22 protein-coding genes, 4 tRNA genes and 1 riboswitch are annotated in these 22,485 nt (G+C 61.7%); of the genes, 10 read left to right on the forward strand and 16 right to left on the reverse strand.

The genetic code is table 11. The features are described 5' to 3' along the window. Positions 1-62 precede the first annotated feature (62 nt). Positions 63-821: an SDR family NAD(P)-dependent oxidoreductase gene (locus KTR60_RS22780; RefSeq protein WP_007733899.1), complete on the forward strand. Its 759-nt coding sequence runs from the start codon at positions 63-65 to the stop codon at positions 819-821. A 3-nt stretch (positions 822-824) separates the two neighbouring features. On the opposite strand, the gene KTR60_RS22785 is transcribed toward KTR60_RS22780, so the two are convergent. The 10 genes from KTR60_RS22785 to KTR60_RS22830 all read right to left on the reverse strand — a co-directional run bounded on the left by KTR60_RS22785 (position 825) and on the right by KTR60_RS22830 (position 10,451). Beyond that, on the reverse strand, positions 825-1,457 hold the full coding sequence (locus tag KTR60_RS22785; RefSeq protein WP_007733896.1) for a TetR family transcriptional regulator: 633 nt from the start codon (positions 1,455-1,457) through the stop codon (positions 825-827). Between the two features lie 114 nt (positions 1,458-1,571). After that, positions 1,572-2,915 (reverse strand): putative lipid II flippase FtsW, encoded by a 1,344-nt coding sequence (ftsW, locus tag KTR60_RS22790; RefSeq protein ID WP_223304427.1) that lies wholly within the window; start codon positions 2,913-2,915, stop codon positions 1,572-1,574. A 257-nt stretch (positions 2,916-3,172) separates the two neighbouring features. After that, complete coding sequence (locus tag KTR60_RS22795) at positions 3,173-4,486, reverse strand: MFS transporter (RefSeq protein WP_020970589.1); 1,314 nt, start codon at positions 4,484-4,486, stop codon at positions 3,173-3,175. A gap of 117 nt (positions 4,487-4,603) precedes the next feature. Then, a complete protein-coding gene (locus KTR60_RS22800; RefSeq protein WP_065351335.1) occupies positions 4,604-5,998 on the reverse strand; it encodes an NtaA/DmoA family FMN-dependent monooxygenase in 1,395 nt (464 codons plus the stop codon). Between the two features lie 29 nt (positions 5,999-6,027). Then, complete coding sequence (locus tag KTR60_RS22805; RefSeq protein ID WP_050654776.1) at positions 6,028-7,107, reverse strand: LLM class flavin-dependent oxidoreductase; 1,080 nt, start codon at positions 7,105-7,107, stop codon at positions 6,028-6,030. 4 nt (positions 7,108-7,111) lie between these two features. Further along, a riboswitch (SAM riboswitch) is annotated at positions 7,112-7,207 on the reverse strand. Between the two features lie 179 nt (positions 7,208-7,386). Then, on the reverse strand, positions 7,387-9,015 hold the full coding sequence (locus tag KTR60_RS22810; protein WP_007733883.1) for an ABC transporter substrate-binding protein: 1,629 nt from the start codon (positions 9,013-9,015) through the stop codon (positions 7,387-7,389). Positions 9,016-9,256: 241 nt separating this feature from the next. After that, a tRNA-Phe gene (locus tag KTR60_RS22815) sits at positions 9,257-9,333 on the reverse strand. A 70-nt stretch (positions 9,334-9,403) separates the two neighbouring features. Next, positions 9,404-9,477: transfer RNA gene (locus KTR60_RS22820), tRNA-Asp, on the reverse strand. A 135-nt stretch (positions 9,478-9,612) separates the two neighbouring features. Beyond that, positions 9,613-9,685: transfer RNA gene (locus KTR60_RS22825), tRNA-Glu, on the reverse strand. Positions 9,686-9,797: 112 nt separating this feature from the next. Next, positions 9,798-10,451 carry a TetR/AcrR family transcriptional regulator gene (locus KTR60_RS22830; protein ID WP_003940323.1) on the reverse strand — a complete coding sequence of 218 codons (654 nt, stop codon included), beginning with the start codon at positions 10,449-10,451 and terminating at the stop codon, positions 9,798-9,800. A gap of 405 nt (positions 10,452-10,856) precedes the next feature. Here KTR60_RS22830 and KTR60_RS22835 point away from each other — a divergent pair, with 405 nt between their 5' ends. The 3 genes from KTR60_RS22835 (at position 10,857) to KTR60_RS22845 (ending at position 12,821) form a co-directional block, all read left to right on the forward strand. Next, positions 10,857-11,348: a MarR family winged helix-turn-helix transcriptional regulator gene (locus KTR60_RS22835; protein WP_042451369.1), complete on the forward strand. Its 492-nt coding sequence runs from the start codon at positions 10,857-10,859 to the stop codon at positions 11,346-11,348. Next, positions 11,345-12,736, forward strand: a complete 1,392-nt coding sequence (locus KTR60_RS22840) for an MFS transporter (protein ID WP_042922262.1) — start codon at positions 11,345-11,347, stop codon at positions 12,734-12,736. The genes KTR60_RS22835 and KTR60_RS22840 overlap by 4 nt, the downstream gene beginning before the upstream one ends. Before the next feature lie 12 nt (positions 12,737-12,748). Continuing rightward, positions 12,749-12,821, forward strand: a tRNA-Lys gene (locus tag KTR60_RS22845). 88 nt (positions 12,822-12,909) lie between these two features. Here KTR60_RS22845 and KTR60_RS22850 read toward each other — a convergent pair. The 3 genes from KTR60_RS22850 to KTR60_RS22860 form a co-directional block, all read right to left on the reverse strand. After that, positions 12,910-13,761, reverse strand: coding sequence for an alpha/beta fold hydrolase (locus tag KTR60_RS22850; protein ID WP_063315853.1), 852 nt, complete (start codon positions 13,759-13,761; stop codon positions 12,910-12,912). Positions 13,762-13,823: 62 nt separating this feature from the next. Beyond that, the gene (locus KTR60_RS22855; protein WP_136470805.1) at positions 13,824-14,132 is read right to left on the reverse strand and encodes a hypothetical protein; all 309 of its coding nucleotides are present in this window, start codon (positions 14,130-14,132) and stop codon (positions 13,824-13,826) included. Positions 14,133-14,351: 219 nt separating this feature from the next. After that, positions 14,352-14,894 (reverse strand): TetR/AcrR family transcriptional regulator, encoded by a 543-nt coding sequence (locus KTR60_RS22860; protein ID WP_030535258.1) that lies wholly within the window; start codon positions 14,892-14,894, stop codon positions 14,352-14,354. Between the two features lie 121 nt (positions 14,895-15,015). On the opposite strand from KTR60_RS22860, the gene KTR60_RS22865 reads away from it, so the two are divergent. The 3 genes from KTR60_RS22865 to KTR60_RS22875 all read left to right on the forward strand — a co-directional run bounded on the left by KTR60_RS22865 (position 15,016) and on the right by KTR60_RS22875 (position 17,891). Continuing rightward, positions 15,016-15,489 carry a DUF4334 domain-containing protein gene (locus KTR60_RS22865; RefSeq protein ID WP_047271067.1) on the forward strand — a complete coding sequence of 158 codons (474 nt, stop codon included), beginning with the start codon at positions 15,016-15,018 and terminating at the stop codon, positions 15,487-15,489. Between the two features lie 29 nt (positions 15,490-15,518). After that, positions 15,519-16,607 carry an NAD(P)-dependent alcohol dehydrogenase gene (locus KTR60_RS22870; RefSeq protein ID WP_047271204.1) on the forward strand — a complete coding sequence of 363 codons (1,089 nt, stop codon included), beginning with the start codon at positions 15,519-15,521 and terminating at the stop codon, positions 16,605-16,607. 84 nt (positions 16,608-16,691) lie between these two features. Beyond that, positions 16,692-17,891 carry a low temperature requirement protein A gene (locus tag KTR60_RS22875; protein WP_228401284.1) on the forward strand — a complete coding sequence of 400 codons (1,200 nt, stop codon included), beginning with the start codon at positions 16,692-16,694 and terminating at the stop codon, positions 17,889-17,891. 1 nt (position 17,892) lies between these two features. Here the strand turns inward: KTR60_RS22875 and KTR60_RS22880 are convergent, their stop codons facing one another. Further along, complete coding sequence (locus KTR60_RS22880) at positions 17,893-18,477, reverse strand: hypothetical protein (RefSeq protein WP_003940111.1); 585 nt, start codon at positions 18,475-18,477, stop codon at positions 17,893-17,895. Between the two features lie 45 nt (positions 18,478-18,522). Further along, positions 18,523-18,900 (reverse strand): MmcQ/YjbR family DNA-binding protein, encoded by a 378-nt coding sequence (locus KTR60_RS22885; protein ID WP_020908916.1) that lies wholly within the window; start codon positions 18,898-18,900, stop codon positions 18,523-18,525. 99 nt (positions 18,901-18,999) lie between these two features. On the opposite strand from KTR60_RS22885, the gene KTR60_RS22890 reads away from it, so the two are divergent. Then, on the forward strand, positions 19,000-19,446 hold the full coding sequence (locus KTR60_RS22890) for a hypothetical protein (protein WP_003939955.1): 447 nt from the start codon (positions 19,000-19,002) through the stop codon (positions 19,444-19,446). Between the two features lie 99 nt (positions 19,447-19,545). Next, a complete protein-coding gene (locus tag KTR60_RS22895; protein WP_003940105.1) occupies positions 19,546-20,136 on the forward strand; it encodes a DUF937 domain-containing protein in 591 nt (196 codons plus the stop codon). A 57-nt stretch (positions 20,137-20,193) separates the two neighbouring features. Here KTR60_RS22895 and KTR60_RS22900 read toward each other — a convergent pair whose 3' ends face one another. Continuing rightward, positions 20,194-21,378, reverse strand: a complete 1,185-nt coding sequence (locus KTR60_RS22900; protein WP_166502994.1) for an MFS transporter — start codon at positions 21,376-21,378, stop codon at positions 20,194-20,196. Between the two features lie 147 nt (positions 21,379-21,525). Here KTR60_RS22900 and KTR60_RS22905 point away from each other — a divergent pair, with 147 nt between their 5' ends. Then, positions 21,526-22,401 (forward strand): LysR family transcriptional regulator, encoded by an 876-nt coding sequence (locus KTR60_RS22905; RefSeq protein ID WP_081377546.1) that lies wholly within the window; start codon positions 21,526-21,528, stop codon positions 22,399-22,401. Positions 22,402-22,485: the final 84 nt, after the last annotated feature.

Below are 22,485 nucleotides of genomic sequence, written 5' to 3' on the forward strand. Positions count from 1 at the left end.
TCCGATTGGCACCCCAACCAAGCATTTGTTAGGTTTGGAATCGGCAGACATCTGGAGGCATTGTGAGCGCAGTACGCACCGCTTTTGTCAGCGGCGGAACCGGTGGAATCGGGTCGGCGATCGCCCTGACCCTTGCCGAACGCGGACACGACGTCGCCTTCACCTACCGAAACAACAAGGGCGCTGCCGAGCAACTGAGCGAGCAGATTCGAGCGCATGGCGTGCGCGCCCACTCGTACTCTCTCGACTTGACCGACGAGTTGTCGATCAGCGCCGCCGTCAACGATGCGGTCGATGATCTGGGCACATTGACGACGCTGGTCCACGCTGCGGGACCGCACGTCCCGATGACGCACCTCTCACGTGTGACGCCGGCGTTCTTCACCGAACAACTCAACCAGGAGGCCGCGGCGTTCTTCACCCTCGTCCACACCGCCCTGCCTGCGCTGCGTGCATCCTCGGGTTCGGTGGTGGCGGTGACAACCGCGGCAACGGATCGCTTTCCCGTGCGCGACGGACTCTCCGCTGGCACCAAAGGGGCTGTCGAACAACTTGTTCGCGGATTCGCCGCAGAGGAAGGACGCTACGGCGTCCGGTTCAACGCTGTCGGACCAGGCATGTTGACGGACGGAATGGCGGAGCGCCTGATCAGCTCCGCCGAACTCGACCAAGGCGCGCTCGACGTGACGATGAGCCGAATCCCGTTGAAGCGCTTCGGATCAGCTGCCGACATCGCCGAAGCAGTATGTTTCCTCGCAAGCGACGCGGCCGGATTCATCAGCGGTCAGAAGCTCAACGTCGACGGTGGCTACACCGTCTGAGCGCTATCCGCCCAACTTGCGAAAGACCAGTCGCACGGCAAGTTCCAGGTGCGCCATCACCTCGTCCGTCGTCATCCGGCCCGCAACCCACGAGACGAGACTCGACATCCAGACGTCGTCGATCACCTTCACCGCGTCCAACTGCTGCTGCGAGACTTCCTCGACACCGATCGCCTTCGCGAACATCTCGGTCACGACCCCACCGAGCGCGTTGAGTTCCGGGGTCGCCGACGCGTCCGCGAACATGTACGCCCGAACCAACGCTTCGTAACGGAGGTGATCGGTCTCGAGGACCTCCGTATTCTTGCGCAGCACAAACAGAATCCGGTCCGACGGAGTCTCGCCCGGGATTACAAAGTCTTGGAATCTGTCACGCAAACCCTCGAACATCCACAACAATGCGACGACAAGCATGTGGTTCTTGGACGGGAAATACCGGTAAACAGTGCCGATCGCGACGCCGGCGCGATCGGCCACCGATCGCATCTGCACGGCGTCGTAGCCGCCTTCGGAGGCGGATTCCATTGCGGCGTCGACAATCCGGCGAAAACGCGCTCGCTGCGACGGCGTCGTACGACGTCCGGTCACCGAGCTACGTTCGACCACCGACTGGTCTGCCTTGTCGCCACCTGCCATGTCCACAACCCTTATTAGACGTCGTTTTGCCGACTCCCAATGTAGCCGCCCAACGCAATTGTCGGGTGCATGACTGCCCGCTTCCGAACTGCCCGCCAGTGGAACTGGCCCAGATCAGGAAGCGCGCCGCGGCCGATCGGATCGGCCGCGTCTACGTGGATCTTCCGACCAGTCGCGAGAGGGTGCGCGTCGGCCCGGAGCTGGAGCCCGGCGTCTGTCGGGTTGTGGTGCCCGTCGTTCCGGTCGGCGTTGCCCAGTTGGAGCAGGCTGGGCGCGGCGAGCTGGCGGCCTCCGTCGATCGGTCTGTGGCTTCTTGGCAATGCCGAACCGAGGCTTGCCGAAGACCAGAGGAATCCAGCCGCGACCGCTGCTCTCGGCCGAGGCGACAGCCTCGGGCTCACGGAAGGCTGCGTGCGCGATGAGCCCGAACATCAGCAGGGTGGTGATCATCGACGTTCCGCCCGCCGAGATGAGCGGTAGTTGCAGACCGGTCACCGGAATCAGGCCGACGACGTAGGCGATGTTGATGAACGCCTGCACGACGATCAACGTCGTTGCCGTCGCTGTCATGACTTTGAGGAACGGATCAGTGGACCGTTTCGCGATCCGCAGCCCGACGATCAGAACCGCGGCAAAGAGAGCGACGACGATCAGCGCGCCGACCAGACCCAACTCTTCACCGATCACGGCAAAAATGAAGTCGTTGTGCGCCTGCGGGAGATAGCTCCATTTGGCGTCGGACTGTCCTAGACCGCGCCCGAAGATGCCTCCGTTCGCCAGTGCGTACTTGGCCTGAGTGCTCTGGAAGTTCAAACCCTGCGGGTCGAGATCAGGATTGAGGAAAGCCTTGATGCGATCCGAGCGGTAACCAGCAGTAAGCCCGAGCACGAGAAATGCGACTGCGGAACCGAGTGTGAGGCTGATGAATGTCTTCATCCGGAACAGCCCGAACCACAGCACCGACATGAAGATGATGCCGATGGTGATGGTGGTTCCGAGGTCCTTCTCCAACACCACCAGAACCAGAACCAGCAACGTCGTACCGCCGATCACCGGCAGCGCGCGGTTGACGTCCATCCGCGCCTTCATGAACGACGCAACCGTCGCTGCGGACCAGATCGCCAGAGCAAGTTTGGCCAGCTCCGACGGCTGGAAGGAAATGCCCGCGATCACGAACCAGCTGCGAGCACCCATCTGTTCCGAGCCGATACCTGGAATCAGCACCAGGACAAGCAGAACAAGACACAGGATCAGCAGCCATGGTGAGGCTCTACGCATCGTTTCGGTCGGCAACCGCACGACCGCCACGAACATCACCAAACCGATCGCTGCGAACATGCACTGCGGCCAGAAGCGGGCGTAGGACGTCCCGGACAGAACATAGGATTCGACGCCCGAAGACGACAGCACCATCAGCAGTCCGAACGCGACGATCAGCACGACCAGACCGACGATCATATGGAAATCGAACAGTGGCCGATTCGTCCACATCGCCGTTCGAGCGCGGAAGGGTGTCGATGTGCGGTCACGTTTGTCCGACGCTCCACGGGGTGAGTTAACTGGCTCTCCACTCCCGCGACCGTTGGGCTTGTCTTCACTGCGACCGGTCACCACACAAGTATCGTCCCACGACTCCTAACCCATGGGTAACACAAGTCCCATGAGTCACACGGGCTCGGCCTCCCGAGGTCCATGTAGACCCACGAAATACCAGGTCACGTCCTTCGCCGGCGTCGGTCTGCCACCGCTCCCGCCAACGAGAGCGTCAACATGACCACGCAGACGGCAAGCGCGATCCCGAACGCACGTCCGTATCCGTCGGGCGACGATCCGAGCACACCGAGATACAATCCCGATACCGCGGCCAGCGAGATGGTCGCTGACAGGCGCTGAGACAGTTGAAGGAAACCCGCCGCAACACCGTTCGCGCCCGGCGGTGCATATTCGAGAGTCAGCACCCGATTGGGCGCGTCGACCAAACCGCTGGCAACTCCCGACAACACCGCCAGGACCACCAGCACCGGGATCAGATGTTCCCGCGGAATCAGATTGACCGCCGCGATGTACCCGAGGATGACAAGGATCTCGCCGACTATGGCAAAAACCACTGCACTTCGGCCGAACCTGGCAACCAGCCGCCATCCGAAAGCCGACGTCAATGCCATCGCGAGTGAGCTACCGGTCATGATCAACGCCGCACTCAGCGGGGCGAAGCCCAAACCCTCGATCAGATAGAGGCTGAGCACCGCGTTGACGGCGAGGATGGATCCGAACCAGAAGAGTGCAACCGTCGTACCCAACCGGAAGCCCCTCGAGGCGATCAACGACGGAAGCAGTACCGGCGTCCCGCCGCGCTCGGCGTACCGACGTTCCCAGAACCAGAAGGCAACGGCAGCGCCGAACGCACCGATCAGGAAAGCCGCAGCCACAGTGACACTGGTTCGGGTCACGATGGGCCACAACAGGAGCCCGGTCGTAGTCGCCAGCAGACACAGCCCAACCGGATCGATCGACGCGCCCGATCGGGTAGTTCGATCACGGCGCAGAAAGCGAAACGCCAGAATCAGAGTGATCACGGCAAACGGCACGTTGAGAACGAGAAGCAACCGCCATCCGAAGTCGGCGTCGGAATACTTCAGCAGAACGCCACCGAGGATCGGTCCGGAAACGCCGGCCAGACCACCCGCGGTGCTGTACGCGCCCAACGCCTTCGCCCGAGCCTTTCCGGACACCCGGTCGGTGATGATGCCGAGCACCTGCGAACTGATGGTGCCTGCGCCGATCCCCTGCCCAAGACGAGCCAACACGATCATCGACGGATCCGACGCACACGCTCCGAGGATTCCCATCACCGCGAAAATGCTCAGGCCCGCCAAGAACAAGCGTCGACGCCCGACGACGTCACCGAGTCGGCCCGCCGGCACAAGGGCCAAGCCGAAAGTCAGCGAATAGCTCGCAAGGATCCACTGCACCTCGGAGGTCGACGCGCCCAACGACGCCCGGATCGACGGAACCCCGATTCCGAGCACCGCCGAATCGAGAAGAGTGGTGAAGCCCGCGGCTACGCAGACGATGATCTCCCAGCGGACGGCCGAATCGAGCTTGGTGGATTCGGCCGCCGCTGTGACCGTGTGGGACAGGACCCGTTACCCCGCAGCTTCAGACGTGGCCCGACGCGTGAGCGGCGGTCGCAACCCCAAGTGCTCTCGCAGCGTCGACGTGGAGTACTCGGTGCGGTACGCCCCACGCTCCTGCAGTTCCGGGATCAACCAGTCGACGATCTCGTCGAGCCCGGTCGGCACCAGGTACGGCGAGATGTTGAAGCCGTCCGAAGCTCCGTTGCGCACCCAATGGACCAACTGATCTGCGACCTGCCCCGGAGTGCCCGCAAAACCCGAACGCTGCGAGGTCTCGATAGCGACCTGACGTAGGGACAGATTCTTTGCCTCGGCAAGAGCACGCCATTCACGTGCGATCGCAATGGGGTCGTTGCCGTCCCGCGCGGAACCGCGCGTCTCCGAAACCGGGCGGGCAACCGGATCTTCCTCGGGGAGTGGACCGTCGGGGTCTCGATCGGAAAGGTCCTTACCCCACACCAGTCCGACGAGAGAGAGGGCAGTCTGACCGGTGAACTGGCCTTCGAGGACCCACCGTGCCTTCTCCTCGACTTCGGACTCGTTCTCCGCCAACACGATCTGCGTGCTGGGCAAGATCTTGACGTCGTCCTCCGGTCGCCCGGCTTCACGCAACCGAGCCCGAATGTCGTCGGCGAAGTCGAGCGCGCCGTCGAAATGAGTCCCGTGTCGCGAGAAGATGACGTCGGCATGGGTCGCCGCGAAATCGCGTCCACTCGGGGAATCACCCGCTTGGAAGATGACCGGATGCCCCTGGCGGCTTCGGGGAAGCGTCGGCGTCACGGAGATGTCGAACTGTGAAGTCTGCCTGCGCACGTCGCCGACGGCACCCGGAGTAGACCAGTTCTCGGACGTGCGAGAATCCGAGATCGCGTCGTCGGCCCACGAATCCCACAGTGCCCGCGCGGTTTCGATGAACTGCCCGGCACGCTCGTAGCGCAGGGAGTGGTCGAGGAAACCACCGCGACGGAAGTTCTCTCCCGTCCACGCGTTGTCGGTGGTCACCGCATTCCAGCCGGCCCGTCCGTCGGAAAGTAGGTCGAGGCCGGAGAGTCGACGCGCAAGGTCGGCCGGTTCGTTGTACGTGGTGTTCTGTGTCGCGACCAACCCGATCTTGTCGGTGATACCGGCGAGGGCGGCCAACTGCGCAATGGCGTCGGGTCGGCCGGCGATATCCAGATCGAGAATCTTGCCGTTCTGTTCCCGAAGCCGCAGGCCTTCACCGAGGAAGAAGGCGTCGAACAGACCTCGCTCGGCGGTGAGTACCAACCGCCTAAACGTCTCGAAGTCGATCTGGGATCCGCTCGCGGAATCGGACCAGATGGTGGTGTGGTTGACCCCCTGGAAGAAGACACCGAAGTGAACGTGAGCGTCGGGTCGAGGTACGGCGGAGCGTGATGCAGTCATGGCCGAAATATCCTTAGCGCGAAGTCAAGTCAGGAGGAGTGGGCGAATCGATTTGAGGGCCGCTGCAGACCGAGGTTGCCCCTCAGGGTCGATCCCGGAACCGGGCGTCGCGTCAACCCGGCCTTGGACAGCGTCGGAAGCACGAATTTGGCCAGCACCGGAAGGTCCTCGTCGATCACGAGAGCATGGAAATGAACACCGTCGAGGTGTCCGGCCAATTCCTTCAGAACCACGGCCGCTTCCCCCGGATCTGCAGCCAGGAGCAGTCGGCCGGTGACGACGGCATTCCCGTACGAGTTCAGCTCGGTCCTCCGCTGCGCCGCAGACAGATTCGGCGTATCGAATGCCACATCGAGCTCGGCGACCACCAATGACGCGCCCTCATCGCGCGCCTTGGCAGCCGACTGTGCAATGGTCTCCACCGAATCACCCGAAACGAGAACAACATCCGGCTGGCGTGGATCGATTTCGCCGTAGCGGCCGAACACCACCAACTGGCCTTGAGGCGGCCGCGGAACGATTGCCGGCCCCTTCACCGAGAACGTGTCGCCCTCGAAATTGACGTAATGCAGACGATCACGTTCGAGGAAACGCCCACTGAGATAGTCACGAACGACGGCGTCGTCCTCCCACGAGTCCCAGAGATCGGTCACAACGGTGACCGAATCCCGCTGCTCTTGCTGACGCGCCGACTCCGTTGTTACCGGAGCCCTCCCCCACGCCCTCGCCGCGGCATCGTCTTCGACCGGAACAGCAAGCCAGCCGCCACGCCCACGCGAGGAGTAGTCCAACGTCGCCAATTGCGAGGACGTATGAAACGGTTCGGCGTACGTGGTCCCGACGACGGGGACCAGCCCGATCGTGCTGGTTGTCGCCGCCACGTACGACGCCCTCGAGACGGCATCGATGCGGCCGACGACGTCACCACTCGGGGGGAGGATGGAATCGTCGAACGTCGCGAACGTGAAGCCGGCATTCTCGGCAGCCGCGACGCGATCGCGCACGGCTTTGCCCGTGAGCAGCTGGTCCGGGCGGTGTGAGCTTCGGCGCCAGGCAGCGGGGTGAGTGCCCTCGCCGTCCAGTTCGATACCCACGGCAAATACAGTCATGTGTCCTCCATCGGTCCTGGCGGTAGCACCCACACTGCGGTTAGGTAGCGGGTTGCTGCGGCATCATCGAGCCAGGTCTCTCAGCCACTCTGGATGGTGGATGCAATCTATGCGGGCCACGCTGGGCAAGTCAAATCACGCTTGTCGAATCATATTGACCTACAACATATTTCAATACAATCATCCTGATCGAAAGGGTTGCGCAACGCTAGCCGACGTAGACACGAAAGAGCCCCGCCCGACTCGCGCCGGACGGAGCTCTCGGTGTGCGCTGGAACGCTACTTCGCGCCCATCCATGCCTGATCGAACAGCATGATGCCGGTTGCAGTCGGAACCACACCGTGCACGTTCTTCTGCCAAGCCCAGAACGACGTGAGCCCGCCGATCGGCGCCGACGGAACCGTCTCGTTCCACAGCGTCTGAATCTTGCCGATGATCGCCAGGGTCGACGAATTGTCCTTGGCTTGTTGTAGATCTGCGATCAGCTGATCCATCGCCGGGTTCGCATATCCAGCAGTATTCGCCATCGAGGTGCTGTTGGTCGTGGAGAACAATCCGAGATCGAGAATCGACTCGTACATTCCGATGCCCGCGTGCGCGAGGTCGAAATCGTGCTTGACGTAGACGTTCTGCACGATGTCGCCGGCGTTGTTGGCCAAGATCAAGTTCACCTCGAACCCGACGGCCTGCAACAGTGACTGCACGGCGAGGCCGATCGCGTGGTCCTTCGGCTCACTGAGAACGACGTAGTCGAGGCTGCCGTCGTACCCGTCTGCCTTCGCCTGATTCAGAAGTTCCTTCGACTTTTCGGGGTCGTAGGCAATACCCGGTGTGTCTACATGCCATTGAGACGTCGGACCGAACAACTCCGAGCCCGGCAGTCCCTCACCGTTTTCCACTCGCTGATCGATCAACGTGGTGTCGAGCGCGTAGCCGATAGCCTGACGGACGCGAACATCCGAGCCCGGTCGGCCCTCACGGTTGTTGATAATCTCGGCACTACCGGCATTGAGCACGTCGATGTAGCCGGGGTAGCCAGCGGACTTGGCGGAATTGATCGCCGACGTGAGGCCGCGAATGTAGGCGACATCGAGCTGACCGCTGTTCAATGATTCGAGATTGGCCTGCGGGCCGTTGAGCGCAACCATCCGCAACTTGTCCAGCTTGGGGGCGCCGCCGTAGTAGGACGGGTTGGCCTTGAAGATTCGCTCGACGCTCGGTGTGAAGACATCTTCGGTGAAGGGTCCGGCTCCGACGGCGGTGAACTTGTCGCCCTGCTGCGAACTCGGGGCGACGATCATCCCGTGCCCGAGAGCGAGCATCGACGGAAAACGCATCCACGGCGTCTTCAGCTTGAATTCCACCGTCGTCGGACCGCTTGCCTGCGCCGATTCCACCGAAGCCAGCCACAGTTCGGCGCCATTGCCCTTGCCCGCGTTGTACCGATCGATGCTCGCGATCACGGCGTTGGCGTCGAGGGTGGTGCCGTCACTGAACTTCACACCGTCGCGAAGTTTCAGCGTCCAGGTGGCTCCGTCGTCGGCTGTCTCGAGCGATTCAGCCAACTTGGGCTCGAACTCGCCGCTCGCAGTGTCGTAACTCATCAGGACGTCGTACACAGCAGCGAAGGCCTCACCGCCGGAACCGCCGCGCGCGGCCGTCTTCGTCGGGTCGAGTGAGGGAACGAGCACCTGTACGCCGTACGTCATGGTCCCGCCGGCCACCGCAGTTCCCGGATCAGGCTGCTCGTTGACCATGCCGGTCACGACGTCCGCCGACGCGGTCGTCGTATCGGTCCCGCTGTCGTCACCATTGCTCGCGCAGCCCACCAATAGAACCCCGGTACCGAACAATGCGACGGCGACCCGGCTGACTTTCCCGATGCGCCAAGATCTCGAGTGCGACACGGAGATTCCACCTCACTTTCAGTAGACGCAGCCACGGATCGGCCGCAATCGGCTAATAGTGATGTCCTCTGTGGAGTGACGCCCAGCACGTTCCCGGTGACCGGAAACATTCACGGAGACAAAGGATGCGCATAACTGAGATGATCGGGCCGAGTGGTTGACGGCGACTGACATCCGAATACGAAAAAGCTCCAACCTTATGTTCGAAGAACATGAGATTGGAGCTTGTCGATAAGAATTATGGTGGCCAGGGCCGGGATCGAACCGGCGACCTTCCGCTTTTCAGGCGGACGCTCGTACCAACTGAGCTACCTGGCCGGACGGCACCCGAACCGAATGCCTATCGCATTGCTTTGTTCTCAACCGATTGATTGAGAACAAAGCTTTGCGACCCTGACGGGACTCGAACCCGCGACCTCCGCCGTGACAGGGCGGCGCGCTAACCAACTGCGCCACAGGGCCTTGCTTTTTCCTTGCTGTGAAACCGTACTACATCTTCGAGCCGCTCCCAAACCACTGTCCTGGCCTGGCATTTGTGCATCTCAAAGCGTGTCGTGCGGGTCAAACCATACTGCATCGTTTCGCTTTCGCAAAACGTACCCCCTACGGGATTCGAACCCGCGCTACCGCCTTGAAAGGGCGGCGTCCTAGGCCGCTAGACGAAGGGGGCCCGCCGGATCTCTCCGAACTAGTACCCCAACGGCGTTCCGTTGGGAGCTTGGATAGCTTATGGCACGGCATTCGGAAATCACAAATCGCCTGTTCACGGGCAGAAAAGTGCACTATTCAGTGTCAGGGAACTCGACTTGGGGCCACCCGTCACGATGGAACGTCTCCAACCACTGCGGCGTAGCCATGGCTTCGAGGACTACTTCGAGAGACTCCTCGAACCACTCGCCCAGATCTCCACTGGAGGCAATCAGGTCTGCCATGTACCGCTGGCCGGCAAGGCTCGCTGCCAGTACACGCGTGAATTTGTCCGGGTCGGCGTCTTCTCGGAGCAAACCGTCGTCCTTGGCACGCAATGCCAACTCATAGGCGGTCTTTCCCCAGACCTGCCCACCACCGGACTGCACATCCTTGTAGAACTCGGGCTCGATGATCAGCCGGAATTCCGCCTGCACGATCACCTCGGCACGGAAGACCTCGGCAATGTCGAGCACGAGACCGTGCAAAGCGACGAATGGATCGAGGTCTGTTCTCTTGGCCCAACGATCAGTAATTCCAGTGAAGGTTTCGATAGCCGAGGTCAGAACCGCTCGCGCCAACTCTTCCTTGGACTGGAAATGGAAATACATGGCGCCTTTGGTGGCGCGGGAGCCCTCGAGGATCGTGTTCACCGACGCAGCTGCATAGCCGCGCTTGGCGAATTCGACTGCAGCCGCTTCGACCAGGGCGGCGCGGGTACGCCGCGCACGCTCTTGTTGACGTGCCATTTACGGTGTTGTGCCTCTCGCAGAGTTGGTACGCAGAGCCGCCGTGATCGGCGCCTGTCATCCCCCGAAACTTCACAATATCCCCTCCAACACACCCTACGTAAGGACTAGAGCCATACCCGCCAAAAGTACTAGACGCAATCGGCTGTTCAGGGGACAAGAACCGACTTTATGCCCAAAAGACACCAAGTGGTATGGTTTTGGCCGCTCGGGTGCGCCGCAGGGGGTGCGCATCCGAGCTTTTTCGTGCCCGAGATTCTGATAATTCGACCTCGCAGACGGAACTGCTTCGCCGACCGATGGACAGCAGTTCCAAGGTTTTAAACAACTAGTGCAATTGTTTATTCCCCCTTTTCCGTCGAAACCGTACTGGCAGCATCGAAACAACACAGTTAGACTGTCTAAATGAACGATGGAGAGGGTCGCAGCAAGGCTCGAGACGAGATCGACGTACTTTGGGACGATCTGGGTGCCTTCGTCCGACGTCTACGCACCAAACGCAACGACCACAAGCTCACGCCGAGCCAGATCCAGGCCCTCGGCCACCTCGACCGACAAGGTCCGTCGACCGCCAAAGAATTGGCAAAATTCGAGCGCGTCACGCCGCAATCAATCGCAAAGACCGTGGCCGCGCTCGAAGAGCAGGGCATGGTGACGCGAAGGGCGGATCCATCGGACGGCCGCGCGGTCTTGGTCACGATGACCGAACTCGGCACATCGACCCTTCACGAAGACCGAACGAAACGAACAGAGTGGCTGGCCGAGGTCATCGACGCCGAGTGCACCGAAGCCGAGCGTGACTTGCTTCTGATCGCCGGCCGAATCCTGCGCAGACTAGGCCAGGGCGAGTCCCCAGCATCGACATCGATATCAGAGGAGTCACTGATGAACTCGTGACCACCGTCGTCGAAACGCCGACCCCCCAAACTCCCGTTCCACTGAAACTGAGTCTTGCTCTCGGCTCCGGAACCGTTCTTCAAGCGCTGAACTCGTCGATGATTGCCGTGGCAATCGTCCCGATCGCCACATACTTCGGTTCCAGTTCAGGCACAGCGTGGGTCATCTCGGCCCTCTACATCGCGACTGCGGTCACGGCGCCGGCGGCTGGTCGACTCGGATCGATCCTCGGCGCCAAACGCGTCTACCTCGCCGGATTGGGCCTGATCGCTGCCGGATCGATCCTCGGCTCGCTCGCCCCGTCGCTGGGCTGGCTGATCGCCGCACGAATCCTGCTCGGAATCGGCACGGCGACACAGTATCCGAACGCAATGACCGTCATCCGCGAATACGCTGACCGCCACCGGACTCAAACCCGTTCAGCTATAGCAACACTCACCATTTGCGCTCAATCAGTCGTCGCGCTGGGGCCCACTCTCGGCGGGTTGTTGGTCGGCACACTCGGTTGGCAATCGATCATGTGGGTGAACCTCCCACTTGTCGTCGTCACTGCCGTATGGGTCTTCTTCGCCGCCCCTAGCGACTCCGCCCTGCCCGACCGGGCCGGCGCCGCTGCGTTGTTCAAGTCTCTCGACCCACTCGGTATCACCCTGTTTCTGGCTCTGACGACATCGACGATGCTTTTTCTCCTCTCTCTCGCCGAGCACGCGAAGTGGTACCTCGTGCCATCGACGGCCCTCTTCGCGTTCCTGTTCGTCTGGTGGGAACGTCGAACGGCCTCGGCGTTCATCGACGTCCGTGCCGTCGCTCGAAACCGCGCACTGAGCATGACTCTCGGCCGGACGCTTCTGACGTACACGGCGTTCTACTGCATCTTCTTCGGACTCCCCCAGTGGCTACAGGTAGCCCGCGGAATGTCACCGATCAGCGCCGGGCTCTTCATGCTGCCTGTCGCTGCGGTCGGGATCTTCGCGACCATGTCCGCGTCCAGGGTGTACGGGAAATTCGGCGCACGAATCACCCTCCTGATCGGCACCGCCGCGTTGGCTGTCGGCGGGATTCTGATTGCCTTTGTCGAATCGAGTTCGACTCCCCTTGTGGCACTCCTGCTGATTGCGGCGATCCTGGGCATTCCCAACGGCTTCAACAACATGGGAAACCAGAACCTGATCAACTCGGTGACCACCTCCGCCGACGTCGGAACTGCGATCGGTCTGTACCGAACAATCCAGTACATCGGCGCCAACCTTGCGGCCGTCGTCATCGAGTTGACCATGCGCGGAACCATCGACGACGCGGGTCTGCATCGCACTGGCGGGACCATCGCCGTCATCGGAATTGCCCTTCTGGTGGGGGTGGTGTTTTCACGGACTCTGCGGTCCCGTTAGACTCTGCGCCGCGCCCCTATAGCTCAGTTGGTAGAGCTACGGACTTTTAATCCGCAGGTCGTAGGTTCGAGTCCTACTGGGGGCACAAATGCAGACCCGGCGCCTCATTCGGAGGCGCCGGGTCTTGTGCATTCGTGCCACATCGATTCGGGCCACATGAATGCATCAGCAGGTCATCGAAGCAGGAACTCGAGGGTCACGCGCTCGAATGCCTCCTTGGCTTCGATCATCACCCAGTGCCCGCAGTTCGGAAATACATGCAGTTCGGCGTTCGGAATCAGTCGCATCGGAATCATCGGCATGTCCGGTGGACACTGCCGATCATCGAGTCCCCATGTCAGCAAGGTCGGGCATTGCACCTTGTGCATCATCGACCAGTACGGCGGCACATCCGAGTTGGACATCATCTGCTGCTGAGCGGCAAAGGCTTTGGATCCGTACATCGCGGTCAATGCCTGGTGCGAGGCCGGATCGTTGGCCGTTTGCCATCGTTCCTCGATCCGCTCCTCGGTGATCACGGATCTGTCGTAAACCATGCACTCGAGCCAGCGAACCAACTTCTCACGGCTGGGAGCGTCGGCGAATTCCTGGAGGAGACGCGTACCTTCGCTCGGGTTCTGACTGAAGATGTTCGGGCCCACGCCTCCGATGGTGACCAATCTGCGGACGCGGTCAGGGAACCTCATCGCGACGTTGACCCCGACAACTCCGCCCATCGAATTGCCGATCATCGCAGCGGATTCGATTCCCAGCGCATCCATGAATCGAACCACCGCCGAGGTTGCCGTGAGAACTGGATGACCGTCGACGGCATCGCTCACGCCGAACCCCGGGAACTCCAGGAGGTAGCAGTGGAAGTGCTTTGCGAACACCTCGAGGTTCCCCCGGTAATTCCGCCATCCACTCACGCCGATCCCGGAGCCGTGCAACAGGATCAACGGCGGACCATCGCCCGCCTCGTGATAGCGCAAAGTCCCCTTGTCAGTAGCGACTTCGCGTTTGGTCCCTTCGTAAGTCACGTCCATACCGCAAGATTAGAACGTGTTACAGATTTGCGACGGCTGATTGCGGAACTTCGCAATCACTGTCAGAAGCATCCCCCGCTGCCTCGACGCCCACTGCGATTCGTGGACTTCTGCTCGCTCGGTTTCGACTTCCCTGTCCCGGCCTTCACACACCGGTTGGGGCGCCGCACCTGCTCGAAGTGCCCGGCGCTCACCACATGACCGGCCACGCTGACCTTGACCGGCGCATCCGCGCGGGCGGTTCCGACTTGCGCCGATCCCAACGTCAGGGCGCAAGCAGCCACAACGACCAGCGCTACCTTCTTCGAGATCTTCATATGCACGGCCACTTCGACACGGGTCCACTCCAGATGCTGAACAGGTGCGCGCACCGAAGGAACACGCTCGGCGTCGACGATATTCAGTCAGGGTGGCCGGCCGCGATCCTTTTGCTCACCAGCATCTGAACAGTCGACGACAAAAGTTTTGGCGGCACGTCAACATCCCGAGGGCGTCAACGAGCCGACGCCCAACGTACGCAGCGTTACTGAGAAATCCGTAAATCCGGGCAACCACACAGCGACGGGCGTGGACGTTCGCGTTTGGACTCGCTAAGCCACAATCAAACGCCGAACCGCCTCGACTGCCGCCTCCCGACGTCGAGGGATGGAACGAGACGACTTGAGCGCGAGCATCCGGGCGATATCCGTGATCAGCAGGATCAACTCCGTGGGATTCCACGCGGGGTCGATGTGCCCCTCGAGCTGCCCCTTGCGGATTTCCGCAACTTTAGGCCGGAAGGTCTTGCTTCGTATGTCGTCCTCGCTCATGACGTCCGGCGCTTCGAGATCCGCCCATTGCTGCAATCGGGCGTTCTCGGGATGGGCAACGTAGTTGTCGAAGAGGCGACCTGCATAGCCCGGCAAGTCGTCACCTCGAAGTGCTGTCTCCGCTGTTGTTTCGGACGTCCACTGTTCGGTCACGGCAGCGAACAACTCTTCCTTGCTTGCGAAGTACGCATAGAGACGGTCTTTGCTGGCACGCGCTTGCGCGGCGATCCGATTGATCCGCGCGCCGGCCAGCCCGTACGTGGCAAATTCGTCCTTTGCGGCCGCCAGAATGCGGTCCCTCGTAGCTTCCCCTGCTGAGCGCATGTTCACAGCCTAGAACGAATCGACCGTTGCCGAACCATCCGGTTCGGCGTAGCGTGCAGAGTTGACGAACAATTTGGTTCGCGAACAAGTCGTGCCACTTACCGTCAACTCGAGGAGAGACATGAATCTCGACGAAGCCCGAACTGCTTTCGCCCGGCTCCGTGCTGCGGAAAGTGGTGTATCACCAGCAGAACTCGACGAAGTGTGGGCCGCGCTGGAAACCGTCGCCGCCGAAGAAATCCTCGGCGAGTGGAAGGGTGACGACTTCGCCACCGGTCACCGGCTTCACGAAAAGCTGTTCGCGAGCCGTTGGTACGGCAAGACCTTCAACTCGGTCGAGGACGCCAAGCCGTTGATCTGCCGAGACGAAGACGGCAACCTCTATTCCGACGTCAAGGGCGGCAATGGCGAAGCAAGCCTGTGGAACATCGAGTTTCGTGGCGAAGTCACGGCAACGATGGTCTACGACGGTGCGCCGATCTTCGACCACTTCAAGAAGGTCGACGACTCGACACTGATGGGCATCATGAACGGAAAGTCGGCGCTGGTTCTCGACGGTGGGCAGCACTACTACTTCCTGCTCGAGCGAGCGTGATTCGCGCCGAACAGAATTCGAGATCCTCCATGCAGATGACAGCGGCGCTCTCACACGGCCCGCACTCCCCCTTCACACTCGACACCGTTGAAATCGACGAACCCCGCGCAGACGAGATCCTGGTTCGCATCGTCGCTACCGGCCTGTGCCACACAGATCTGTTCACGAAGTCGGTGCTACCGGAAAGGCTCGGCCCCTGCGTGTTCGGGCACGAAGGGGCGGGGGTGGTCGAGGCCGTCGGCTCGTCGATCGACAGCATTGCGCCCGGTGATCACGTGTTGCTGAGCTACCGCAGTTGCGGTATGTGCAGGCAGTGTCTCAGCGGCCATCGGGCGTACTGCGAAAGCTCACACGGGCTCAACAGCTCTGGCGCACGCACCGACGGCTCGACGCCGGTCCGGCGAAGCGGAACTCCGATACGGTCCGCATTCTTCGGCCAGTCCAGCTTCGCGGAATACGTCATCGCCACTGCCGACAACACCGTCGTCGTCGATCCTGCAGTGGACCTGACCGTCGCGGCTCCCCTCGGCTGCGGATTTCAAACCGGCGCGGGTGCCGTGCTGAATCTACTTCGCCCCGAGCCCGACTCGACGTTTGTCGTCTTCGGAGCCGGCAGCGTCGGACTCGCAGCGCTACTGGCAGCGAGGGCTGCCGGCGTTTCCACCCTGGTCGCCGTGGACCCCGTTGCGCAGCGGCGCGCACTCGCCGAGGAATTCGGCGCCGTCACTGTCGATCCGACCACCGAGGACGCGGTCGAAGCAGTACGCGCCGCCACCGACGGAGGTTCGACACATTCCCTCGACACCACCGGAATCGGCTCCGTGATCAATCAAGCCGTCACATCACTTCGAGCACGGGGAACACTGGCGGTAGTCGGACTCGGAGCGTCCACGGTCGAGATGAACATGGCCGACATCATGCTGAGCGGAAAGACAATTCGAGGATGCATCGAAGGAGAGTCGGAAGTCTCGACGTTCATCCCCGAACTCGTCGAACTCTTCACTGGTGGCCGGTTTCCGATCGACCGCTTGGTGACGCGCTACGCCTTCTCCGACATCAACAAAGCCGTCGAAGATCAAGCGTCGGGGCGCGTCATCAAACCCGTTCTCGTGTGGTGAGGGGCGAAATGTCTCATTCGTCGACCCGACGGAATTCGCCCTAGACTGCGCTCCTGCACTAGACGTCGGAGCAAGGTGGGGACGATGACAGAACACACCAGTACAGGCGCGGGCCACGGCCGGGCCGTAATGCCGATCATCCGGATGCGCGCACGCAGCCGCGACGAGGACCATCGAGCATCGACGCCACTCGAACTGTTCTTCGACCTGTGTTTCGTGGTTGCAGCCGCACAGGCCGGAGTTCAACTGGTGCATGCTGTCGCCGAGGGCCACTACGCCGACGGCATCGCCGGCTATATATTCGTCTTCTTCGCGCTGTGGTGGGCGTGGGTGAACTTCACCTGGTTCGCGTCTGCCTACGACACGGACGACGTCCCCTACCGGGTCGCGACCTTCGTACAGATTTGTGGCGTGCTCGTCTTCGCCGCCGGAATCCCCGACGCATTCGACGGAACCGACCGTACGACGGCCATCGTCGGCTACCTCATCATGCGAATTGCGCTCACCTGCCAATGGCTTCGAGCCGCCAGCGGTGAATCCGGTGCAGCGCGAACGACTGCTCTGCAATATGCCGCCGGGCTCGTGATCGTCCAGGCCGGCTGGATCGTGCTGCTCCTGATGCCGGCGTCGGCGTGGATACCCGGCTTCTTCGTTCTCATGATCGCCGAACTCGCGGTGCCGGCGATCGCCGAACGCAACCACCAGACGCCGTGGCACCCGCATCACATCGCCGAACGCTACGGCCTCTTCACCATCATCATGCTCGGCGAAACCATTGCTGCCGCCACCATCGCGGTCCAATCCGGCATCCGGGATTTCGACGCCGCCGATCTACTGATTCCGATTGCCGTCGGCGGAGTTCTGATCGTGTTCTCAGCGTTGTGGATCTACTTCGCCGTCCCGATCCACGAGCACCTCGCAGACCAGGGCAATCGCGCCGTCCTGTTGTGGGGATACGGGCACTACTTCGTATTCGGATCCGCTGCGGCCATCGGCGCCGGCATCGAAGTAGCCGTCGAGGAAGCAGTTGGCGAAGCGCACATTTCGACGTTCGCAGCATCTGCCGCGGTCACGATTCCGGCCGCGATGTTCCTGATCTTCGTGTGGCTCATGCATTCACGCCACTTCAAGCGCGACAGGATCGAGCAGGCCGTTCTACCAGTGAGCGCAATCCTGGTTCTCGCCTGCACATTTGCCGGACACTGGGCTGTCCCGCTCGCCGGACTGGTGGCGGCGGGAACCGTCGGAGTCGGTGTCGGCCTGAGTACTCGGTCGAAGAGCTGACTCAGATTTCCGGAGCCGGAGCCTCGCCCTTGCTCTGCGGCTCGTGCTGCTTGAGCTCACCGCGCATCTTGTCGAGATCCTTTCCACGCTTTTTGTACATGTAGCCGAGCGCGACAAGTCCAAGGAACAACGCAACGCCCAGGACGGCACCGACAACGGATGCTCCGCGGAATCCGGGGCCGTCGACGTCGAGGATCCGCTCGCCCGCATGCGCAGCGTTGTTGTTGCCGAGAACAACTGTCAGAGAGAGCAGATTCGGCAGCGCGAAGATCACACCCAACGCGAGAGCCGTGATCTGCATGATTCGAGCATGCTTGCGCTTGCGCACCTGCCAGACCGCCCGGAAGAAGATGAGCGGGACCAGGGTGCACACGAGACCGAACAGCAGCCCCCACGCGATTCCGGCGCTGAAACTGCCGTTCGCCAACGACGCAATGCGCTGCGCCCACCAACGCGGAAGGAAGGCGGCAAGGATGAAGTAAGCGATGACCAGGACCACCGCCATCACTGCGATCCCGATGGCCTTCTTCGCCCACGGCGGCATGCCCGGTTTTGCGGTGGCCGGTGAAGTTTCCGGTGTCGTCATGACAATTCCTCGTCTAGTCGGCGTCTGTACTGACGAATCTATCCGTTACGGGCGTTCCTCATCCGCATCGAGAACGATCCGGGCAAGCCGCTTCGGCGCAACGAGGGTGAACGAGGTGTAGATCCACTCCTCCAGTTGCGACCATTTCTCCTCGGAAACGTCGGTGCCGATGTCGAGTGCAACCCACCCGTGTCGACCGAGTCCGTAGCCCGCAGCACTTGCGCCTGGTTCGGTGGCCACCACCGCTTCGGCTTCCTCCTTGCTCAGCTTGACGGTCAAGGAGGTGGCTTCGAGGTTGCAGAACACGAAGTTCTTGCCGCGGACCCGGAACGTCGGGTGGCCGTCCCACGCTTCGATGTCGACGCGCTCCGCTTCCGGCAGCGACAGCGAGATCTCTTCGAGTCGACGCATGTTGTCGGGCATAGAGACGATTCTGCACGCTCGATACCGAGCTTGACACCCGCGACACAGCTAGGCTCGGCGACGACCGCGTCACCGAACTCCGAACACAGGGAGACTGGCATGCGCACGTTAGTTCATCTCGTTCTGCTCATTTGTGGAATCGCCGTTGCCGTCGGCTCGTTCATGTACGTACTGGCCGGGGTCAAACCCGACAACGTTCGCCTCGAGGACCTGCGGGACGGCTTTCCGGCCGGGTGGGCAATCGAGCAACTCGGCGATCAGTCCGTGACCTTCTACCGGTCGATGGCGATACTTCTGCTCGCCGCCGCCGTATTGATTCTGATCGCCGCATTGTTCGGTTCTCGCATCGCAGCATGGATCGGAATTATCGTGGGATTGGGGACTCTTGGCACGTTCTACTACCGCGTGAACGATCAGTTCGACAATGTCATCAGGGAAAACTACTCCACGATCCTGACAAATCAGACAGGATTCATTCTGACGGCCGGCGGACTGATTCTCGCTCTCCTAGCGTGCCTGGTCCCCCGCGAGAAGACCCGAGCCTGACCGCTCGGCAACCGGAGGGTTACCGTCGACGCCGACATTCACTAGTGTCTGCAACAGCCGGGTACTGACGAGTAGTACCCCAGAAGAGGTAGGGCATCAATGGCATCGCTTGACGACCTTCTATCCCAGATCCCCATCGACCAGATCGCGCAGCAACTCGGCGTCGACCAGGCAACTGCCGAATCGGCGGTCAAGACTGCACTTCCGACCCTCGTCGGTGGCCTCGGCGCCAACGCTCAGGATCCCGCCGGCGCAGCCTCACTCGAAAGTGCGCTGCAGTCGCACGCCGACACCAGCCTTCTCGACGACGGCGTCGACATCAGCAAAGTCGACACCGCTGACGGTCAGAAGATCGTCTCGAACATCTTCGGCGGCAACACCGATCAGGTCGCCAGCGCACTGGGCGGTGTCGGTGGCGGCGGTGGAAACGATCTGGTGAAGCAGTTGCTGCCGATCCTCGCTCCCATCGTCCTGGCTTACCTCGCCAAGCAGTTCACCGGTGGCGGTGCCGGCGCGCAGACCCAGGCCTCCGGTGGCGGCGGACTCGGGGACCTCCTCGGCGGAATTCTCGGCGGCGGCGGCAATTCCGGCGGCGGCATCGGCGGAGCACTCGGCGGTATCTTGGGCGGATCCGGGGGCGGCGGCCTCGGAGACCTGCTCGGCGGCCTCCTCGGCGGCGGCAAGAAGTAATTCGCTCGACAGATTCGCACTGCGGCGATCCCGTTCGGGATCGCCGCAGTGCTCGGTTCAGTCAACCGTCGAAGATCGAAACATCCTCAGTGACAAGGCAAACGCAACCAACAGCAGCGCGCCCACAAAAGCACTGACCCCGACCCAACCGCCACCCGCGTATGCAAGACCCGCGAGGGCGCCCGCCACGGACGAACCCGCGTAGTAGGCAAACAGATACAACGCCGACGCCTCGGCCCGGTGATCGGTAGCGATCAGCCCCACCCAACCGCTGGCCACCGAATGTGCGGCGAAGAATCCTCCGGTGAAGAGCAGCATCCCCACGAGCGTCAACGCCAGATTGTCCGGAACGGTCAGTGCCAGGCCGATACCGATGACGACAACCGACCCGAGCAGCACGCTGCGCCTACCCAGTCGGTCAGAGGCCCCGCCGGCTACCGCCGAGGTGAAAGTTCCGGCAAGGTAGAAAAGGAACACCAGGCCCACAAGCGCTTCAGGAAGGCCGAAAGGTGCTGCCGTGAGCCGAAACCCGAGGAAGTTGTAAATCGACACGAAGCCGCCCATCAGGATGAATCCCAAAGCGAAGAGTGTTCGCAGCGACGGGTTCGCAAGGTGGCGTCGTAGATTCGACGCGATCGTGCGCACCGATATCGGTTGCGGGCGAAAGAACTTCGACGCGGGAAGCCGCCGGATCATGTTGAGCGCGAACAATGCCGACAGCGCGGACGCAGTCAACAGCGCCCAACGCCACGTACTGAAATCGACGACGGCCGACGGCACGAGCCGTCCGATCAGCCCACCGATCGTCGTGCCGGCGACGTACCTTCCCATCGCTGCACCGAGGTCCTTCCGATCGACCTCCTCGGCCAGATAGGCCATCGCCACCGCCGGGACACCGGCCAGAGCTAATCCTTGTGCTGCGCGTCCGACCAGCAGAACCTCGATCGTCGGACTCAGCGGCAGAAACAAACCGATCACACAGGACGCCGACGCCGACGCGATCATCACCCGTGTGCGACCGAACCGCTCGGAGAGCGCACTGGCCGGAATGATTGCCAACGCCAACATGCCCGTCGTCGCCGAGACGGACAGCGCAGACACCGCAGGCGAGACGTGGAAGTCTTCGGCGAACGCAGGCAGCAACGCCTGTGCCGCGTACATCGAGATGAACGTCGACAGCCCGGCCGCGAACAACGCAACGGTCACGGTTCGATATCCCGATGTTCCGCGGCGAAGCGGCATCACTTCGGATTCGATCACATTCTCGACAGTCACCACGTACCTCCAGGCATCACTTACCTCCGGCAAGAATCCTCCCGCCCAGACTCGGCAAAAGAAAATGCATAAACTTGATGTTCTATATGCTCTGGAGGTATATAGATTGGGTTCGTGATGCTGACCGAAGACCTCGAATGGTTTGTCGTGCTCGCCGAAACCCAACAGGTGACCGCTACCGCGGATCTGACTCACCTGTCGCAACCGACCCTTTCGCGCAAACTCGCACGCCTCGAACGACAGATCGGCGTGACACTCTTCGACCGTCAGGGACGCCGACTCGAACTGAACCGGTACGGCGAGATCCTCTATCGACATGCTCGCATCGCACTGCGTGCCCTCGACGCCGCGCAGACCGAAATCCAGTCGCTGGCGAGCCCAGAGAGCGGCACGGTCCGGCTCGACTTCCTCCACTCGTTCGGCACCTGGTTGGTGCCGCACATGCTGCGCGGATACCGCGTCGAGCATCCCGGAGTGCGATTCGAACTGCATCAGGACAGCGCGCAGTTCCTGGTCGACAGAATCGCCGCCGGCACGTCCGACCTGGCCGTCGTCTCGCCTCAGCCGCGCGATCCGCAGGTGGCGTGGATGCAGATCGCCCAGCAGTCACTGGCATTGGCTGTTCCGGCTGATCATCGCTTTGCGAAGTTGCATTCGGTCGAGCTTGCGGACGCGGCCGACGAACCGTTCATCGGTATGCATCCGAACTTCGGGATGCGAAGAATTCTCGATGAACTGTGCGCGGCCGCAGGATTCACTCCGAATTTCGTCTTCGAGAGCAGCGAGCTGGCAACGGTCGGCGGACTGGTCTCCGCGTCCTTCGGTGTCTCGGTCATGCCGGTTCAGGATCCACCGATCTGGGCCGAAGGAGTCGTCTACGTACCGATCGAAGGAGCACAGCGAAAAATAGGGCTGATCTGGTCGAAGAGCCGCGAGCTGTCCGATCCCGCCCGGACGTTCCGCGACTACGTCGAAAGAACGACTTGGTAGTGAAAGTGCCCCCGGATAACTACGGATCGGTAACATCCCTCGAGGGGAGCAATTTTCATGCCATTCTTTTCAAACCTACGGTGC

Source organism: Rhodococcus sp. C1 (genome assembly GCF_020809065.1).
GTDB lineage: Bacteria > Actinomycetota > Actinomycetes > Mycobacteriales > Mycobacteriaceae > Rhodococcus_F > Rhodococcus_F qingshengii.

Coding starts and splice junctions, on each gene's coding strand:
- KTR60_RS22830 (WP_003940323.1), bottom strand. CDS start 10,451: ATGGCACGTCAACAAGAGCGTGCGCGGCGTACCCGCGCCGCCCTGGTC.
- KTR60_RS22860 (WP_030535258.1), bottom strand. CDS start 14,894: ATGCGCTCAGCAGGGGAAGCTACGAGGGACCGCATTCTGGCGGCCGCA.
- KTR60_RS22885 (WP_020908916.1), bottom strand. CDS start 18,900: ATGCCCGACAACATGCGTCGACTCGAAGAGATCTCGCTGTCGCTGCCG.
- KTR60_RS22895 (WP_003940105.1), top strand. CDS start 19,546: ATGGCATCGCTTGACGACCTTCTATCCCAGATCCCCATCGACCAGATC.
- KTR60_RS22890 (WP_003939955.1), top strand. CDS start 19,000: ATGCGCACGTTAGTTCATCTCGTTCTGCTCATTTGTGGAATCGCCGTT.
- KTR60_RS22880 (WP_003940111.1), bottom strand. CDS start 18,477: ATGACGACACCGGAAACTTCACCGGCCACCGCAAAACCGGGCATGCCG.
- KTR60_RS22900 (WP_166502994.1), bottom strand. CDS start 21,378: ATGCCGCTTCGCCGCGGAACATCGGGATATCGAACCGTGACCGTTGCG.
- KTR60_RS22785 (WP_007733896.1), bottom strand. CDS start 1,457: ATGGCAGGTGGCGACAAGGCAGACCAGTCGGTGGTCGAACGTAGCTCG.
- KTR60_RS22875 (WP_228401284.1), top strand. CDS start 16,692: ATGACAGAACACACCAGTACAGGCGCGGGCCACGGCCGGGCCGTAATG.
- KTR60_RS22800 (WP_065351335.1), bottom strand. CDS start 5,998: ATGACTGCATCACGCTCCGCCGTACCTCGACCCGACGCTCACGTTCAC.
- KTR60_RS22850 (WP_063315853.1), bottom strand. CDS start 13,761: ATGGACGTGACTTACGAAGGGACCAAACGCGAAGTCGCTACTGACAAG.
- KTR60_RS22870 (WP_047271204.1), top strand. CDS start 15,519: ATGCAGATGACAGCGGCGCTCTCACACGGCCCGCACTCCCCCTTCACA.
- KTR60_RS22835 (WP_042451369.1), top strand. CDS start 10,857: ATGAACGATGGAGAGGGTCGCAGCAAGGCTCGAGACGAGATCGACGTA.
- ftsW (WP_223304427.1), bottom strand. CDS start 2,915: ATGATCGTCGGTCTGGTCGTGCTGATCGTCGCGTTCGGACTGCTGATG.
- KTR60_RS22805 (WP_050654776.1), bottom strand. CDS start 7,107: ATGACTGTATTTGCCGTGGGTATCGAACTGGACGGCGAGGGCACTCAC.
- KTR60_RS22865 (WP_047271067.1), top strand. CDS start 15,016: ATGAATCTCGACGAAGCCCGAACTGCTTTCGCCCGGCTCCGTGCTGCG.